13 protein-coding genes are annotated in these 15,579 nt (G+C 72.0%); 1 reads left to right on the top strand and 12 read right to left on the bottom strand.

The window, feature by feature from the left end; all coding sequences use genetic code 11:
* Nucleotides 1-146: 146 nt before the first annotated feature.
* From ACGFIO_RS37855 to ACGFIO_RS37875, 5 genes are all read right to left on the bottom strand, one after another.
* On the bottom strand, nucleotides 147-1,709 hold the full coding sequence (locus tag ACGFIO_RS37855; protein WP_392834444.1) for an alkaline phosphatase D family protein: 1,563 nt from the start codon (nucleotides 1,707-1,709) through the stop codon (nucleotides 147-149).
* A gap of 310 nt (nucleotides 1,710-2,019) precedes the next feature.
* Nucleotides 2,020-3,108: a galactose-1-phosphate uridylyltransferase gene (gene galT, locus ACGFIO_RS37860; RefSeq protein WP_392834447.1), complete on the bottom strand. Its 1,089-nt coding sequence runs from the start codon at nucleotides 3,106-3,108 to the stop codon at nucleotides 2,020-2,022.
* Nucleotides 3,105-3,881: a DeoR/GlpR family DNA-binding transcription regulator gene (locus ACGFIO_RS37865; RefSeq protein WP_392834449.1), complete on the bottom strand. Its 777-nt coding sequence runs from the start codon at nucleotides 3,879-3,881 to the stop codon at nucleotides 3,105-3,107. The genes galT and ACGFIO_RS37865 overlap by 4 nt, the downstream gene beginning before the upstream one ends.
* A 93-nt stretch (nucleotides 3,882-3,974) precedes the next feature.
* Nucleotides 3,975-4,889, bottom strand: a complete 915-nt coding sequence (locus ACGFIO_RS37870) for a glycosyltransferase family 2 protein (protein ID WP_392834451.1) — start codon at nucleotides 4,887-4,889, stop codon at nucleotides 3,975-3,977.
* Complete coding sequence (locus ACGFIO_RS37875) at nucleotides 4,889-5,818, bottom strand: sulfotransferase (protein WP_392834453.1); 930 nt, start codon at nucleotides 5,816-5,818, stop codon at nucleotides 4,889-4,891. The genes ACGFIO_RS37870 and ACGFIO_RS37875 overlap by 1 nt, the downstream gene beginning before the upstream one ends.
* A 63-nt stretch (nucleotides 5,819-5,881) precedes the next feature.
* Here ACGFIO_RS37875 and ACGFIO_RS37880 point away from each other — a divergent pair, with 63 nt between their 5' ends.
* Nucleotides 5,882-6,667 (top strand): WecB/TagA/CpsF family glycosyltransferase, encoded by a 786-nt coding sequence (locus ACGFIO_RS37880; RefSeq protein WP_392834455.1) that lies wholly within the window; start codon nucleotides 5,882-5,884, stop codon nucleotides 6,665-6,667.
* Here ACGFIO_RS37880 and ACGFIO_RS37885 read toward each other — a convergent pair.
* The 7 genes from ACGFIO_RS37885 to ACGFIO_RS37915 are packed head-to-tail and all read right to left on the bottom strand — an operon-like array spanning nucleotide 6,635 to nucleotide 15,077.
* On the bottom strand, nucleotides 6,635-7,669 hold the full coding sequence (locus ACGFIO_RS37885; protein WP_392834458.1) for an endoglucanase: 1,035 nt from the start codon (nucleotides 7,667-7,669) through the stop codon (nucleotides 6,635-6,637). The genes ACGFIO_RS37880 and ACGFIO_RS37885 overlap by 33 nt on opposite strands.
* Entirely contained in the window at nucleotides 7,666-8,397 is a 732-nt protein-coding gene (locus ACGFIO_RS37890; protein WP_392834461.1) for a methyltransferase domain-containing protein, read from the bottom strand. Before ACGFIO_RS37890 ends, ACGFIO_RS37885 begins: the two co-directional genes overlap by 4 nt.
* Complete coding sequence (locus tag ACGFIO_RS37895) at nucleotides 8,394-9,929, bottom strand: lipopolysaccharide biosynthesis protein (RefSeq protein WP_392834463.1); 1,536 nt, start codon at nucleotides 9,927-9,929, stop codon at nucleotides 8,394-8,396. The genes ACGFIO_RS37890 and ACGFIO_RS37895 overlap by 4 nt, the downstream gene beginning before the upstream one ends.
* A complete protein-coding gene (locus tag ACGFIO_RS37900) occupies nucleotides 9,926-10,810 on the bottom strand; it encodes a sulfotransferase domain-containing protein (RefSeq protein ID WP_392834465.1) in 885 nt (294 codons plus the stop codon). The genes ACGFIO_RS37895 and ACGFIO_RS37900 overlap by 4 nt, the downstream gene beginning before the upstream one ends.
* A complete protein-coding gene (locus ACGFIO_RS37905) occupies nucleotides 10,811-12,019 on the bottom strand; it encodes a hypothetical protein (RefSeq protein WP_392834468.1) in 1,209 nt (402 codons plus the stop codon).
* Nucleotides 12,016-13,365, bottom strand: coding sequence for an O-antigen ligase family protein (locus ACGFIO_RS37910; RefSeq protein WP_392834470.1), 1,350 nt, complete (start codon nucleotides 13,363-13,365; stop codon nucleotides 12,016-12,018). The genes ACGFIO_RS37905 and ACGFIO_RS37910 overlap by 4 nt, the downstream gene beginning before the upstream one ends.
* Nucleotides 13,362-15,077, bottom strand: a complete 1,716-nt coding sequence (locus ACGFIO_RS37915) for a Wzz/FepE/Etk N-terminal domain-containing protein (protein ID WP_392834472.1) — start codon at nucleotides 15,075-15,077, stop codon at nucleotides 13,362-13,364. The genes ACGFIO_RS37910 and ACGFIO_RS37915 overlap by 4 nt, the downstream gene beginning before the upstream one ends.
* Nucleotides 15,078-15,579: the final 502 nt, after the last annotated feature.

Genomic DNA, 15,579 nt, shown 5'->3' on the forward strand with positions numbered 1-15,579 from the left:
CAAAACAGGGGGCAGCAACGGTGGGCGATGACCCGACGGATCCAGATGCCTCCGGCCCTAACGAGCCGGACAACAACAAGGGTCCACCAATGAGCAGCGGTCCGCACCACCCACCCCGCTACGACATCGGTCTTGATCGTTGATTTTCAGGCGGGCACCCGCGACGCCGGCTCCGCGGTGACCGAGGCAATGCCCGGGCGGCCGTTCTCGACCACGAACTCGGCCGCCGTGCGGATCCGCGCCTGCTCGGCCGACACCGTGTCGACCAGCCGCAGGCTGCTCAGGGTGCGTGACCGGTCCACGTCGACGCGGACATAGCCGCGCTGGTTGTCGATGTAGCGCCAGTGCGGGCTCTCGGCCATGATCGGGTCGTAGGTGCGGTGGAAGGCCGCGACGTCCGGGTTGCCGCCGGACGTGATCGACGTGCCGGTGATCTCGGCGCCGACGATCGGGGTGGACGGGTCGTCGAAGTCGGGGCGCAGGTCGCAGACCCAGGTGCAGTGGCGGTCGCCGGTCAGCACGATCGGGTTGGCGACGTGGCCGGAACCGAAGTATTCGAGCAGGCGCCTGCGCTGGACCCGGTAGCCGTCCCAGTTGTCCAGGTCGAACGTCTGCGCCGGCCCGGCGGTGCGGTCGTTCTGCGCCCACATCACCTGGTTGGCCAGCAGGTTCCAGCGGGTGCCGGCGGTGCGCAGGCCGTCCCGCAGCCAGCGTTCCTGCTCCGGGCCGGTCATCGTCAGCGCCGGGTCGAGGGCCTGCTCGCGGGTGTCGACCTGGTCGCTGCGGTACTGCCGGGTGTCGAGCACGTGCAGGCTGGCGAGGTCGCCGAAGCGGAACCGGCGGTACACCTGCATGTCCAGCCCGCGCGGCAGCGACCTCCGTCGCAGCGGCATGTGCTCGTAGTAGGCCTGGAACGCTGCGATTCTGCGAGCGCGAAACGCTTCCGGCGTCTGCAGCTCGGGATCCTGCGGAACCTCATCGGCCCAGTTGTTGTCGATCTCGTGGTCGTCGAAGGTCACGATCCACGGGAAGGCGGCGTGCGCGGCCCGCAGGTTCGGGTCGGTCTTGTACTGGGCGTGGCGGTTGCGATACTGCGTCAGGTCGAGCGGTTCGCCCGTCCCCTCGTGGGTGCGGCGGGCGTTCGGGTTGGGCGCGCCCTCATAGATGTAGTCGCCCAGGAACGCGACGAAGGCCAGATCCTCCTCGGCCATGTGCGCATACGTTGTGTAGAAACCGGACTGGTAGTCCTGACACGAGGCGAAGGCGAACCGCAGATTGTGCGGCCGGGCGTTGTCGGCCGGCGCCGTGCGGGTGCGTCCCACCGGCGAGATCTCGGAGCCGGCCTTGAACCGGTAGTAGTAGATGTGGTTGGCCCGCAGCCCGCGCACGTCGACGTGCACCGAGTGCCCGAGGTCGGCGGTGGCCTGCTTCGCACCGGACGCCACCACCCGCCGGAACCGCTCGTCGGTGGCCACCTCCCAGTGCACCGGCACAGCGGCCTGCGGCATCCCACCGCCGTGCAGCGGGTCGGGCGCGAGGCGGGTCCAGATGACCACAGCGTCGGGCAGCGGGTCACCGGAGGCGACGCCGAGCCGGAACAGCCCCTCGGGCAGGGCGGCTCCGTCCCGGCGAATCAGCATGGGCCCCGCCGCGATGGCTGTCGCTCCGGAGACGAACGTACGTCGGCTGATCGGAATGTCTAGAGACATGCCTCGATGCGACGCGGTCACTGTTACGAGCATCCGACCGGCACCCGACCCGGAGCGGAAATTGTGCGGTCGTTGTCGGTTTTGCTACCAAGTTCAAGTTCAAGTTCCAGATCAAGGGCCGGTCGTAGCGGGGTGGGTGGTGCTGACCGTCGCTCACGCCGAGGGTCGCTTCGCTCCACGTGCGTAAGTGGTTGCGCCCATACCCCGCCCCGGGCGCTATCCGCTACGCGGACAGCGCCCGGGCGTGACTGGGCCGCGGGGGCGGGCCGGGACTCGGTGTTGCGGTCGGGGCGGCGGAAACGCGTACCCGTCAGAGGTCTTTCAGCAGTTGGGCCGCCTTCTCGGGGACGATGTCGTTGATGAAGGCGCCCATCGCCGACTCCGAGCCGGCCAGATATTTCAGCTTGTCGGCGGCCCGGCGGATGCTGAACAACTGCAGGTGCAGGTACCCGAGGTCGCGGCCCTCGCCGGTCACGGCCTGGTGCCAGGCGCTGATGTAGGGCATGGGCTTGTCGAAGAGGGCGTCGAAGCGGCGCAGGACATCGAGGTAGAGGGGCGCGAAGGCGTCGCGTTCGGCGTCGGACAGGGCGGGGATGTCGGGGAGCCGGCGGTGCGGCGCGACGTGGACCTCGAAGGGCCAGCGGGCCGCCGCCGGAACGTACGCCGTCCAGTGGTCGTTGGCCGCGACCACCCGGGTGCCGGCGCGCTGCTCGGCCGCCAGCACGTCGGCATAGAGGGAGTTGCCGGTGGCGCGGTGGTGCTTGGCCGCCGCGGTCAGCATCAGCCGGGTGCGGGGGGTGACCATGGGGTACGCGTAGATCTGCCCGTGCGGGTGGCTGAGCGTGACACCGATCTCGATGCCGCGGTTCTCGAACGGGAACACCTGCTGGACGCCGTCGATGGCGGAGAGCTCTGTGGTGCGGTCGGCCAGGGTGTCGACGACCGTGCGGACCCGGGCCGGGGTGAGGGCGCCGAAGCTGCTGTTGTGGTCGCTGGTGAAGCAGACGACCTCGCACCGGCCGATCCCGGGCCGGACCGGCACCAGCTCGGTGACCTGGGCTATCTCGTCGGGATGGACCCGTGCGCTGAACGACGGGAACTGGTTCTCGAACGTCACCACGTCGTAGTCGGGCGCGGGGATCTCGGTGCTGAACTCCGGTGTGGACGGGCACAGCGGGCACTTGTCGCTGGGCGGCAGGAAGGTGCGCGTCTGCCGGTGGGCGGCGACGGCCACCCACTCGTCGACCAGCGGGTCGTGCCGCAGCTGGGACGCGGCCGGCGGGGCGGGCAGGTCGCGTTTGTCCGGCCAGCCCGCCCGGTCGTGGCCGGGCGTCTCGTCGAAGTAGATCAGCTCGCGGCCGTCGGACAGGTGGATCGCGGTGCGCTCGGCGATGGTCATGCGGGGCTCACCACCACGAGGTCGGCCACCTGCTCGACCAGGATGGCGCGGGCCTGGTCGTCGAGCCCCTCGTCGGTGATGACGATGTCGGCGCGGTCGAGGGAAACGATCGACGAGATGCCGACCGTGCCCCACTTCGTGTGATCAGCGAGCACGACCAGGCGTTCGGCCGCCTCGACCAGGGCCCTGTTGACGTCGGCCTCCATCAGGTTGGGGGTGGTGTAGCCGGCGCGTTCGCTCATGCCGTGCACGCCGAGGAAGAGCATGTCCAGGTGCAGGGTGCCGATCGCGGCGACGGCGACCGGTCCGACCAGCGCGTCCGAGGGGGTGCGGGTGCCGCCGGTCAGCACCACGGTCTGGTCGGGGCGGCCGGCGCGGTAGAAGACGTCGGCGACCGGTATCGAGTTGGTCACCACGGTCAGCGACGGGACGTCGACGAGGCGCTGGGCCAGGCCGGCGGTGGTGGTGCCGGCGGACAGCGCGATCGCGTCGCCGGGGGAGACCAGGGCGGCGGCGCGTACGGCCATCGCCGCTTTTTCCGCCTGCTGCCGGACCGATTTGGCGGCGAAGCCGGGCTCGTGGGCCGAACCGGGACTGACCGTGGTGGCGCCGCCGTGCACCTTGGCCAGCAGGCCGCGGTCGGCCAGGGCCTCGAGGTCGCGCCGGATGGTCATGTCGGAGACGCCGTACTCGGCGGCGAGCTCACTGACCCGTACGCCGCCGGCCGCGCGGACCCGATCGAGGATGGCAGCCTGACGCTGCTGAGCGAGCATCAGTGACACTGCCGGTCATGACGCGGGAACCGAACTATTTCGCACACACCTGAACACTACCTGGCGGCCCGGCGTGTGGAAAAGAGTGACCTATCAGATACCTCGTCCCCGCTTGTGCAGCGCGGAGAGCACGTTCTCGACTTTAACCGCCCCGGTCATCGCGGCCAGCGCGATCGCGGTGCGCGGTTCCTTCCAGTTGGCCCGCACCGCCTCCTTGCTGAACTGCCAGGCCGCGCTGCGGTTGCCGGACGCCGCCGACCAGCAGGCCAGCTGGCCGTAGACACGGGCCGCGCCGGGGCGGCAGCCGCTGATCTCCGGGTGGCGTCGCATCATCCAGCGCAGCGAGGAGATCTTGGTGGCGTACTCGTAGGCGTAGTGGCTGCTGCGGCCCCACAGGACCCGGACCAGCGGCTCGTCCAGGTGCACGATCGGGCGCCGGCGGGCCGCCCGCAGCAGCAGGTCCCAGTCCTCGTTCTGGCTGCCGGGGGCGTCCTCGGCGACCAGGCCGACGGCGTCGTCGTGCAGGGCCTCCCGGCGCATCAGGAACGACGACGAGTGCAGCATCGCCATCCGGGAGCGGGCCAGCTCGTCGATCGTCACCCGGCCGAGGCCGGCCAGGCGCGGGGTCACCTTGCTCTCGAACTCGACCTCGATCGCGCAGGTGGCGAACTCGGCGTCCGGCTCGGCCAGCAGCGCGGCCACCTGCCGGCGCAGCTTGTCGGGGGCCCACCGGTCGTCGTCGTCGCAGAACGCCACCAGCTCGGTCTCCAGCGACAGGATGCCGGTGTTGCGGGCGCCGGCCAGGCCGGGTGTGCGCCAGTTGGTGAGCACCAGCACCGGGGTGTCCTCGGTGCGGGCGAGCAGGTAGTCGGGCTCGGTCTGGTCGTACACCACGACCACCTCGACCGGGCCCGGGTAACGCTGCTCGCGGACCCCGGCGATGGCCTTGCGGACCAGCTCGGGCCGGTTGCGGGTGGGGATCACCACGCCGACGGACGGCCAGTTCATCACGCCTCCTCAGTGAACACGGGGTAGCCGTAGGCGCGCAGCATCGGCCCGCACATCGCGCTGACCATGCGGCGCTGCCGGGGCGGCAGCTTCGCCACCCACGCGTCGTCGCGGCGCAGCGGCAGCCGGCCGACGGTGAACCGCATCGGGTTGCCGGCCGCGCTGTGTCCCACGCCGAGGTCGGCGTGGTCCGGCCGGAGGAAATTCAGGTCGTCGGGTACGAGCGTGAGCCCGGCGAAGTCGGCCAGCCGGATCAGAGCCGCCCGCGGATCGGTGAGGAACTCCTCGTACCGCACCCGGCGGACCGCGACGCCCCGCCGGCCCAGCAACCCGAAGGCGGCGTTGTGGGCGTTCCAGAGCAGCGCCGAGCGCCCGGGCGAATATCTGGTCATCTCCTCGGCGCCGTCGGTCTCCGGCCGGGTTACGGTCTTCGTCCACGAGTACGCCACCCCCCGCGCGTCCCGCACCACGTGCACGACGCGCAGGTCGACGTCGGAGGCCCAGCGCAGCACATGGGCCAGGGCGCTGTGCTTGGACGAGTCGACGACTACGTCGGCCCCGGACACCTCGGCCGCCGCGTTGTACACCTTGGCGTAGAAGCCGGCGTACTCGCGTACCTCGTCCATCGGCATGTGCCCGGCGGCCAGCCGCGGGATGTGCCGGGTGCGTTCGACCAGGTCGCGCAGGGCGTGGACGCGCAGCACGTCCACGTTGCCCCAGCCGTTGAAGGCCTGTTCGCCGACCCGCTTCCAGAACGTGCAGGCGGAGAACCGCGCCCCGCATCCGCAGCGTTCGTCGTCCAGGATGTCGCGCTGCCACAGGTGAACGACCTCGCCGAGTGCGCACACCGACGGGAGTTCGCCGAGCAGCCGTTCGACGAGCGTGGTGCCGCTGCGGCCCAGCCCGCCGAGATAGAGCACTCGTGCCACTTTGTCCCGCCTTCGCTCGTTTCGCTACAGGTAACGAGCGAGAGACGGTGAAGGAGGCGTGGCGTGAGCGTGGAGGCATTCGACCGGGTGCACCTCGACGGGACCGGTTTCGACCGGATCACCGAGGCCGAGGTGGTGGCCGTGGTACGCGAGGCCATCACGGCCGGGCGTGGGGGACGCATCATCACCCCGAACATCGACATCCTGCGGCAGGCGCAGACCAACAAGCGGGTACGCGGCTACCTCGACGACGCCGACCTGATCGTCGCCGACGGCATGCCGCTGGTCTGGGCCAGCCGGCTGAGTGGCACGCCGCTGCCCGAACGGGTGGCCGGCAGCAGCCTGATCTGGTCGCTGTCGGAGGGGCTGGGCCGCGACCGGCGGTCGGTCTTCGTGATCGGCGGCAACCCGGCGACCCCGGAGGCCGCGGACGGCGCCACCCGGGCCGCCGACCGGCTCGCGGCCGAATGCCCGGGGCTGCGGATCGCCGGGACACTGTGCCCGGAGTACGGCTTCGAGCGGGACCGCGCGGTCTACGCCGAGTTCCGTGCCGCGGTCACCGGGGCCGCGCCCGACCTGGTCTTCGTCGGCCTCGGCTTCCCCAAGCAGGAGAAGGTCATCACCAGGCTGCGCGAGGAGCTGCCCGGCGCCTGGTTCATCGGCTGCGGCGCGGCCGTCAACTTCGTCGCCGGCGACGTGGACCGCGCGCCGCGCTGGATGCAGCGGACCGGCCTGGAGTGGGCCCACCGGCTCGGCAGCGAACCCCGTCGGCTGGCCGGCCGCTACCTCAAGCGCGACGCGCCCTACGCGCTGCGGCTACTCACCACGGCGGCGGCCGCCCGCCGCTGACGTCTCCGCCGGGGGCCGCGGGTTGAAGTAGCGGTCCCTGGTCATCCGCTTGAAGGCCTGGAACGCGGCCTTGTCCCCGGCCAGCTGAAACTGCTGGTTGGGCCCGTTGCCCTCGGGGTCGGACTCGAAGTAGGCGACCGCCTTGATCTGCGGATTCGCCTTGAACGTCCGGGCCGCGTCGGCCAGCCACGCGGCCCGGCCGGCCGAACCCCAGGCCTTGGCCACCCCGAACTCGCCGATCACGATCGGCCGGGGGTGCTGGGCCGCGAACCGCAGGAACGGGCCCATCAGCTCGCCGATCGGCTGGAACACCGAGCCGGCGTAGACGTCGACGCAGGTCCAGTCGACCTGGTCGTCGCCCGGGTAGAACTCGGGCGCGTTGCCCCGGATGAAACCCTCGGCGGTCGGGCACCACACCCAGGAGACGTTGGTGGCGTTCTCCTCGGCGAAAATCTTCCGCACGTACTTCCAGGCCGCGATGTAGTCGGCGCCCGACCACATGGTCGCCTGCAGGTTGGGCCGGTCCATCTCCCAGCGCATCCGCAGCAACACCGGGCGCTTGACCTTGCGGATGGCCCGGGCCTGCTGCCGGATCAGCCGGTCGTGCTCACCGGCCACGATGGACCGGTTGTCGCCGGTCGCCCAGCTCACCATCAGGGTCGCACCGGAGTCCAGGAACTCCTGGTCGCTGTCGGTGCCGACCATCTGCTCGAAACGACGGTAGGTGGTCAGGATGTCCAGCCGCCGGCCGAGGTCGTCCTGCAGCCCGTCCACCGCCTCGACCCGGCCCGAGTGGGTGAGTTCGTCCGGCTTGATCCACGCCCCGAGGTAGGCGCCCTGTGGCGGAGCCTGGAACGGACCGGCCCGGAACGGTCCCGGGTTCACCGCGACCCCGGAGGGCGAGCTGGTCAGGTCCGGTGACGGCGTGGGCTCGGGATTGTCCGGCGGGGCCGGCGTGCAGCCGGCCAGCAGCAGGGCGGTCAGCAGGATCAGCCGCCTCATGGCATCCGCCGGGCGGCGTAGAGGACGTTCACCGCGTACCGGTCGGAGCCGGGGAACCGCCGCGCGGCCGCGTCCGCCGCCCGGGCCAGCGAATGCTCGTGCAGCGACGGGGTGAGCATCGAGAAGCCACGCCGCTCGACGACCTCGAAGCCGTGCCGGCCCAGCAGCTCGCCGACCTGCTGGTGGGACAGCTCGGCGAACCAGCGCTGCCCGTGGTGCCGCCGTGCCCGCAGGTGCCGCAGCGACCGGGCGTTGCCGTGGTTCTCCACCACCAGCATCCCGGCCTCCGGGGTGGGCAGCGCCTTGGCCGCGAAGGCGAGCGCGCGATCCCGGACCACATCGTCGACGTTGAGCAACAGCCGGAACATGGTCACGACGGCGGGCGTACCGGCCGGCACCGGCTCGGGCACCGGGCCGTCCGGCGCGATCCGGTGGAACTCGGCCTGCGAGCCCACCTCGGCCGCCTTGGCCATCATCTCGGCCGACGTGTCGTAGCCGTGCGCGGCGCGGACCAGGCCGTGCAGCGTACGGATGGCCCGGCCGGTGCCGCAGGCGAAGTCGTGCTGCACCGGCGGCTCGTCGTCGAACTCGCGGGCCACCAGCCCGCGCAGGTACGCACGCTGCCGTTCGTTGATGCGGGACGCGTACGTGTCGGGCGCGTAGGTCACTGTCTCGTACTTCTCGACGGCCTCGGCGTCCTGGAACGCCTTGGTGTAGTCGGTCGTCACGGTTCCTCCTTGGGGCGGAATCGGAATGCGGTCAACGCCAGCCGCTCGCGGAGCAGCCAGGCACAGAAGCAGAAGGCCGGCACGGCGACGGCCAGGGCCAGCGAGAGGGCGGCCGGCCCGGCGCCGAGCAGCGCGGTGACCAGCCGGGGGAGGACGCCGAAGCAGGCGACCGAGAGCGCGGCGGCGGTCAGGGTGCCCGCGCCGAACGGGTGCAGCCGGACGTGCCGGGCCACCTGCAGCAGCGGCAGCAGGTTGTTGGCCAGCATCGCGCCGGCCAGGCCGAGCGCCGCGCCCAGAGCACCCAGGCGCGGGATCAGCAGCAGGTCGAGCCCGATGGTCAGGGCCAGGGCGACCAGCACGTTGGCCAGGTTCCAGGAGGTACGCCCGGCCATCGCCAGCACCATGTCGACCATGCCGCAGCCGGTCGCCACCAGCATCGCGCAGGCCAGCACCACGACCACCGGGGCGCCCGAGGCGTACTCGGCGCCGAACAGGCCCAGGTAGACCGGCGCGAACAGGATCACCAGCAGGTTGATCGGCCAGGTGACCAGGACCAGCCAGCCAGTGGCGGTGCGGTAGAGGTGGTTGGCGGTGGCGGTGTCGCCGGTGGCCAGCGCCTCGGCCAGGCGCGGCTGCACCGACTGCGAGATGCCCTGGTTGGCGAACTGGATCAGCACCACGAAGCGGCCGGCCACCGCGTAGACGGCGGCCGGTGCGAGCCCGCCGAGCGCGGCCACCAGCAGCACGTCCACCCGCTGCACGGCCAGCTGGGCCACGCTGGCCAGGGCTCGGGGGGCGGTGAAGCGCCAGAAGTCGCGGCGCAGGGCGCGGCGTTCGGCCCGCCGGGTGCGCGGCCCGTCCGGCCTCGCCGCCCGGTAGGTGTTGCGCAGCGCGAACCCGGCCAGCACGGCCACCGGCAGGTAGGGGGCGGCCCAGGCGAACGCGAAGGCGGGCAGCTCGACCGTGGTCCACAACGTCGCGACGCCGGCCGCGGCCGCCAGCAGCAACTGCAGCGCGCTGCGGAGGACCCGGTCGAGCATCACGGTCGGCCGCATCGAGCGGTAGCCGCGGGTGGCGGTGAGCAGCACGTCGGCCAGGGTCGACAGCGGCAGGAAGACGGCCAGCACGCGCAGCCCGACGATGTGCTCGGCCCGGACGTGCGGTGCCTCCTCGGCGGTCAGCCCGGCGACGTCCGGCGCGAACAGCCACAGGGCGGCGCCGAGCAGACCGGCCAGCACGATCACCGGGGTCAGGCCGGTACGCAGGCAGGCGCCGAGCAGGTGGGGCCGGTCGGTGGCCCGCAGCCGGCTGAGCCAGAAGACCAGCCCGGTCTGCGTACCCAGCTTGGCCAGGCCGCCGATCAGCACGAAGGCGGCGGTGGCGGCGAAGAAGGCGCCGGCCTGCTCGGCGCCCAGCGACCGGGCGACGATCCAGGTGACGACCACGCCGGTGGCGCCGGCCAGGGCCATCCCGGCCATGTTGGCCAGCCCGCCCCGCGCGGCGTCCCGGGTGCCCTTCTCCAGAACGGTCACGAGACCGTACGCCAGATCGGCATCCGCCCCAGCCACATCGCGAGGGCCTCGTCGTGGGACGAGTAGTGGGCGGTCAGCTCGGCCCGCAGCCCGGGGTCCATATCGGACTCGCGGGGGCGGGCGTTGTGCTTCTCGAACTGCGGGCGGTCGAGGTCGGTGGGCAGGTCGAGGAAGGTCAGCACCTCGTCGTACACCTCGCCCGGGGTCTCGAAGAAGCGTTCGCTCTCGACCACGTGGATCCGGTCCCGGCCGACGTGCTGGGCCATCACGCCGAGGTAGCGGGCGTACTCCCCGCGACCCCGGTAGGCGTGGTGCTGATGGGCGAAGCTGTAGTACTCCGGGTCCTGGGCGAGCAGCTCCTCCTGGCGGTGCAGCCGGGCCGGCTCCAGGGCGAGCGCGTTGCCGAAGTCGCGTTCCCGCTCGAACCCGCGGGCCACCTCGTGGTGGTGCTGCGAGTAGGCGCGTTCGACCGGGTCGCGGACCAGCACCACCAGCTTGGCCTCGGGCAGGTCGGCGGCGATCCGGGCGACCGCCTGCGGGTGGTACATGTAGTACGGGCTGGACTCGAAGGTCTGCGCCGGCACCCCGTACCGCTGCCGCACCTTCTCGGCGCTGCGCTGCATCGGGAAGTGCGCCTTGTACCAGGCCATGCCCCGGTGGTACGACGTGTCGAAGTAGTGCACGCCCTTGTGCAGCACCGCCTTCAGCACGGCCGGATGCGCGGCGAGGGCCCGGTACAGCGACGTCGTGCCGCACCGCTGGCCCCCGCAGATCAGGAACGACGGGGTCATCCGGGCCGGTGCGGTGAGCCGGCCGTACGATCGCGAACCCAGGTGCACCATGCGCTTGACCGGCATGGGCATCTTGCGTACGTCGAGCATCTACAGTTCCTCCACCCGGCGGATCAGCACCGGCAACAGCCAGGTGCCGAGCACGCCCAGACGGGCGCCGGCCTCGGCCTGGCGATCGGTCAGATAACGGGCGGCCAGATCGACCAGGTAGAGCAGCGCGGTCAGCTCGCGGGCACCGGGCAGCACGCCGAACGGCGCGAGCAGCTCGGCCGACTGGCGGACGGTGGCCTCGACCGCGCCCTTGGCGTCACCGGTCGACTGGATCCGCCGCTGCAGCTCGTGGTGCACCGCGTCGAAGCCGACCGGCACGCCCTGCGCGAACCGTTCCCAGTCCCACACCAACAGCGCGTCGGTCAGGTTGGCCATGTTCCACGGGGCCCAGTCGCCGTGCCACGCCCCGTACCGGAAGGTCGTCGGCCCGGCGTGCCGCACCAGCAGCTCGGCCGCCGCACTGAGCGCGACCCCTTCCGGCCGGTCCTGCAGCCCGGCCAGCCGGGCCCGCAGTTCGGTCCAGTACGGGCTGCCGACCAGCTGCCCCGCCGTGTAGCCGCAGCACCCGGCGATGTCCACCATGGCCGCGGCCAGCCGGCGCGTGGTCAGCGGGCTGCGTGGCAACCACACCGGCAGCGCCGACTGCACCAGCACCTGCAGTCCGCGCCACTGCCCGGCGTGCAGCACGGTCGGCACGGTCAGCTTGGTCAGCCCGGAGCGCTGCAACGCGATGAGCGCGTTGGTCTCGGCCCGGACCAGGCGCTGGGTCAGCGGCCCGGTGCCGAGCTTGGCGAAGCCGAACGTCTCGCCCTCCGGGCTGATCAGCTGCAGCACCGGCTTGCGGTTGGCCCGCGCCGGTCCGATGTGGATGCTGACCGCCAGCTCGCGGCCGAGCGCCTCGCGCAGGTGGGCGTCGATGCTCTCGGAGCCGGTGACCTTGACGCGGTCGCGCAGCAGGACGCCGGACGCGCCGGTCCGCAGGGCGGCCACCACCGCGTCCCGCTTGAACCGGGCCGCGCGGGACTGCGGTTCGGCGTACCGGCGCACGGCGGCCGCGGCGACCTTGCGGGACCCGGCCGGCACGAGCAGGCGCGGGCGGCGGGCATCGGGCACCACGTAGTACTCGGCGACCTGGTCACCTTCGCCGTTGGCGGGGTAGAGGAGGCCGATGACCTCGGTCAGGTACTGCGCGCGGAGTGCCGCGTCGCCCGCGGTCAGTGCGGCCGGTGCGGTCTTGACTGGACTCATGCATCCCCCTCGTGGTCGTTGCGCCAGAGCAGCGCGAAGGCCAGAACCATGAAGGCCAGGGGGGTGGCCAGCGAGTTGTACCAGAGCATGGCCGAGAACGACGTGACGATCGCGGCGCTGGCGGCGATGCCGGTCGGGCTGCGGTCGCGGCGGAAACGCCACAGGCCGTAGGCGAAGAAGCCGAGGTATCCGAGGGTGCCGGCGGCGCCGTGGGCGTACATCAGCTGCCACAGCTGGCCGGTGCCGCCGACGGTGAAGTTGCCGCACCGCTCGCAGCCGGCGCTCTCCCCGACGGCGATCGAGTTCCGGCCGCCGATCGTCGAACGGGTCGAGCCGTACCCGATCACCGGCGAGTCCAGGAAGCCGTCGACGGCCCGCTCCATCAGGAACGACCGCACGCCGTTGGACTTGCCGTTGTCCATCCGGGCGTTGACCGTGTCGCCCAGCGGGCTGGCCATCAGCGCCACGACCAGGGCGGCGCCGGCCACCACGACCGCGCCGATGATCCACAGCTTGCCGAGCAGCACATAGCGGAGGGCGACGTAGAGGATCAGCACGCCCAGGCCGATCCACAGGCCGCGGTTGAGCGAGACCACGGCCGGGGCGATCGAGACGCCGAGGACCCCGATTGCCGCCACCTTCTTGAGCGGCCGGCGGGACGCCCACGCGGCCACCACGAACCAGCCGGCCAGCAGGCAGAAGTTGTTGCCCCAGGTGTTGGTGTAGCCCCAGGGCGCGGCCGGGCGGGGCTTCTCGCCGCCGACGATGTCCATGATCTGGGCCGAGTACGGATGCACCATCGACTGCACGAAGCTCTTGCCGGCCACGTCCGGCGGCAGCAGCCACTCCACCGGCGAGGTGAACTCGAAGTTCCCGGCGAACATGCCCAGCAGCCCGCCGGCCACGGTCACCACGAACAGCCAGCCGAGCAGCTTGACCAGCCGGCGCCGGGGCAGCTCGGCCTCGGCCAGGTTGCCGGCGTAGAGCAGCAGTACGGTCATGGTCAGGTAGAGGGCGAGCCGGTAGACGTACGCGAGCATCCGCGCCGAAGCGTGCTCGGCGACCGTGCCGGCCGGGTCCGCACCCAGCGCGGCCACGCTGATCAGCACCGCGGCCAGGAAGAGGGCCCACCAGCCGAACCCCGGCGGTATCCGCAGCGGCCGCCCGGCCGCCCGTCGCCGCAGCAGCAGGACCAGCATCGGCCCGGCCAGGATGGGGAAGATCAGCACGCCCAGCCCGAGCGCCCACCACAGCGGATAGAGCGCCAGGAGCGCGGTGATCGGCCAGGCCGGGAGGCTGAGGTTCTTCTGTTCCGAGTGGGCGGGCGGCGCGGCGAGGGCCGTCACTCGTCCTCTTTTTTAGCCGGGGTGAGCTCGATCACCGCGGTCGGCGGCTCGTCACCGCTCTGCCGCGGCACCGGCCCGGCCGGGAAGCGCATCGTCTTCTCCGTGTCGATGATCGCGGTCTCGTCGGGCGACACCTTCTCCAGCGGCGACACCGCGGATACCGGGGACAGCGCCACCGCCGGAGCGGCCAGGTCGGAGGCGCGCAGCCCGGCCAGCCGCGGCAGCACCACCGCGCCCAGCAGCGGCGTGCCGACCCGGCGCAGCTGCTCGGCCGCGTCGGTGAGCATCGGCCGCCGCGAGCGGCGCAGCTCGACGGCCAGGATCGCCGCGTCGGCCAGGCTGGCCAGGCTCTGCGCGTCGGCGCTGCTGCTGGTCGACGGGGCCTCGATGACCACGTACCCGGTCTGCCGGCGCAGCGCTTGGAGGGTGTCCCGCAGCCGCTGCGACTGCATCAGCCCTGCCGCCGTGGCCGCGCCGCCGGTGGTGATCACCCGCAGCGACGGGATGCGCGGCATGCGCTGCATCGCCCGGTTCAGCGTGACCCGGCCGGCCAGCAGGTCGGACAGCCCCGGCACGGCCGAGACGCCGAGCATCCGGGCCAGCGGCGCGGCGTCGACCACGCTGTCCGGCAGGTGCGCGCCGATCAGCACCACGTCGCTGCCGGTGCGGGCCAGCGCCGCCGCCAGGTTGGCCGCGACCAGCGTGCTCGCCGACCCGCGGCTGGCCCCCGTGACCACGATGATCTTGTCGCTCGGGTCCAGGCTGGCCAGCACCTCGTTGCGCAGCCGGTTGAAGACCCGCCCACCCGGCCCGTACGGCTGCAGCACGTCGTCGAAGTGCGGCGTGGTCCGCTCGTCCAGCGCAGCAAGCACCGGCATCCGGGCCCGGTCGCGCACGTCGGCCGCGGTCCGCAGCCGGCGGTCCAGCCGCTCCCGGGCGAATGCCAGCACCAGCCCGGCGAGCAGCCCCAGCATCGCGCCGGCGGCGATGTTGAGCATCGTGTTCGGGCTGGTCGGCTCGTCCGGGACCCGCGCGTCGCTGATGATGCTGCCGGCCGCCACGGTGGTGGTGGTCAGCTCGTTCAGCCGCCCGGTCATCGAGTTGAGCTGGTTCTGCGAGTTGCTGCGCAGGCTCTCCAGGTTGCTGCGCTCGGAGCTGCCCGCGCCGGCCTTGGCCAGCCGCGCGTTGATCGAGGTGAGGTTGGTGGTCAGCTGCCGGATCTTCAGCGACAGCGACTTGATCTGCGAGTCCAGCCCGCTGCGGGCGGTCTGCTCCCGGTTGCGCAGGTAGGCCTCGGCGAAGGCGTGCGACCCGGCCTGCGCCTTCTGCGGCGTGTCGGCCTCGAAGCGGATCACCAGCACGGTGGTGTTGGCCGGCACCTCGACCGAGACGTCGTGCGCCAGCTCCAGCGGGTTCTCGCTGGTCCGCAGCAGGGCGGCGGCCCGGACGGCGACCGCGCCCGAGCCGACCAGCTGGGCCTCGGTGTCCAGGTTGATCGAGCCCTTGGTGCGCCCGCCGGCCTGGTTGGTGTCCTGCTCGACCGCGGACACCAGGACCGAGGTGCTGGACTCGTACACCTTGGGCATGGCGCTGGTGACGGCCGCGCCCAGGGCCAGGCCGGCGCCGGTCGCGGCCAGCGCGACCCACCAGTGGCGGCGGAACATGCCGACGTAGTGCGAGAGGTCGGCGGATCCCGGGCGAGTCGCTTCCATCGGTTCGGCGGCCCTTTCAAGGGGTGAGTAGGTGTCGGCTTCGGGCGTTTCGCCCCACGAGGGGTAAACGGCCGTGCTGCCGGTACGTAACTCACCGGGCCGTGCTCTTCGGAGAAAAGATCGATGTCGTAGCTGGGTGGGTGGTGCTGACCGTCGCTCCCGCCGAGGTCGCTTCGCTCCACGTGCGTAGTGGTCGCTCCCAACCCCACCCAGTGGTAGGGCCGGGCGCTATCCGCTCCGCGGATACCGCCCTGGGCTACCACTCTCGGGGTGCCGCCCAGCGCGCGTGCCCGCCGGCCGGCGCTCGCTGTCAACCCCGTCGTGTGTGGCGTGCTCGGCGTCACCGCCTTCGTCCCGAGCGCCGTCGGACGCGCGCTCACCTCGTGCAGGCGCGCCGTAGTCCGTTCCGAGCGCCGTCGGACGCGCGCTCACCTCGTGCAGGCGCGCCGTAGTCCGTTCCGAGCGCCGTCGGACGCGCGCTCACCTCGTGCAGGCGCGCCGG

The sequence above is a fragment of the Actinoplanes sp. NPDC049265 genome (genome assembly GCF_043197135.1).
In the GTDB taxonomy this organism is placed as follows: Bacteria; Actinomycetota; Actinomycetes; order Mycobacteriales; family Micromonosporaceae; genus Actinoplanes.

What these genes read in the sequence shown, in the direction of transcription:
- ACGFIO_RS37855 (WP_392834444.1), bottom strand. Translation starts at nt 1,709, where the DNA reads ATGTCTCTAGACATTCCGATCAGCCGACGTACGTTCGTCTCCGGAGCG.
- galT (WP_392834447.1), bottom strand. Translation starts at nt 3,108, where the DNA reads ATGACCATCGCCGAGCGCACCGCGATCCACCTGTCCGACGGCCGCGAG.
- ACGFIO_RS37865 (WP_392834449.1), bottom strand. Translation starts at nt 3,881, where the DNA reads ATGCTCGCTCAGCAGCGTCAGGCTGCCATCCTCGATCGGGTCCGCGCG.
- ACGFIO_RS37870 (WP_392834451.1), bottom strand. Translation starts at nt 4,889, where the DNA reads ATGAACTGGCCGTCCGTCGGCGTGGTGATCCCCACCCGCAACCGGCCC.
- ACGFIO_RS37885 (WP_392834458.1), bottom strand. Translation starts at nt 7,669, where the DNA reads ATGAGGCGGCTGATCCTGCTGACCGCCCTGCTGCTGGCCGGCTGCACG.
- ACGFIO_RS37900 (WP_392834465.1), bottom strand. Translation starts at nt 10,810, where the DNA reads ATGCTCGACGTACGCAAGATGCCCATGCCGGTCAAGCGCATGGTGCAC.
- ACGFIO_RS37905 (WP_392834468.1), bottom strand. Translation starts at nt 12,019, where the DNA reads ATGAGTCCAGTCAAGACCGCACCGGCCGCACTGACCGCGGGCGACGCG.
- ACGFIO_RS37915 (WP_392834472.1), bottom strand. Translation starts at nt 15,077, where the DNA reads ATGGAAGCGACTCGCCCGGGATCCGCCGACCTCTCGCACTACGTCGGC.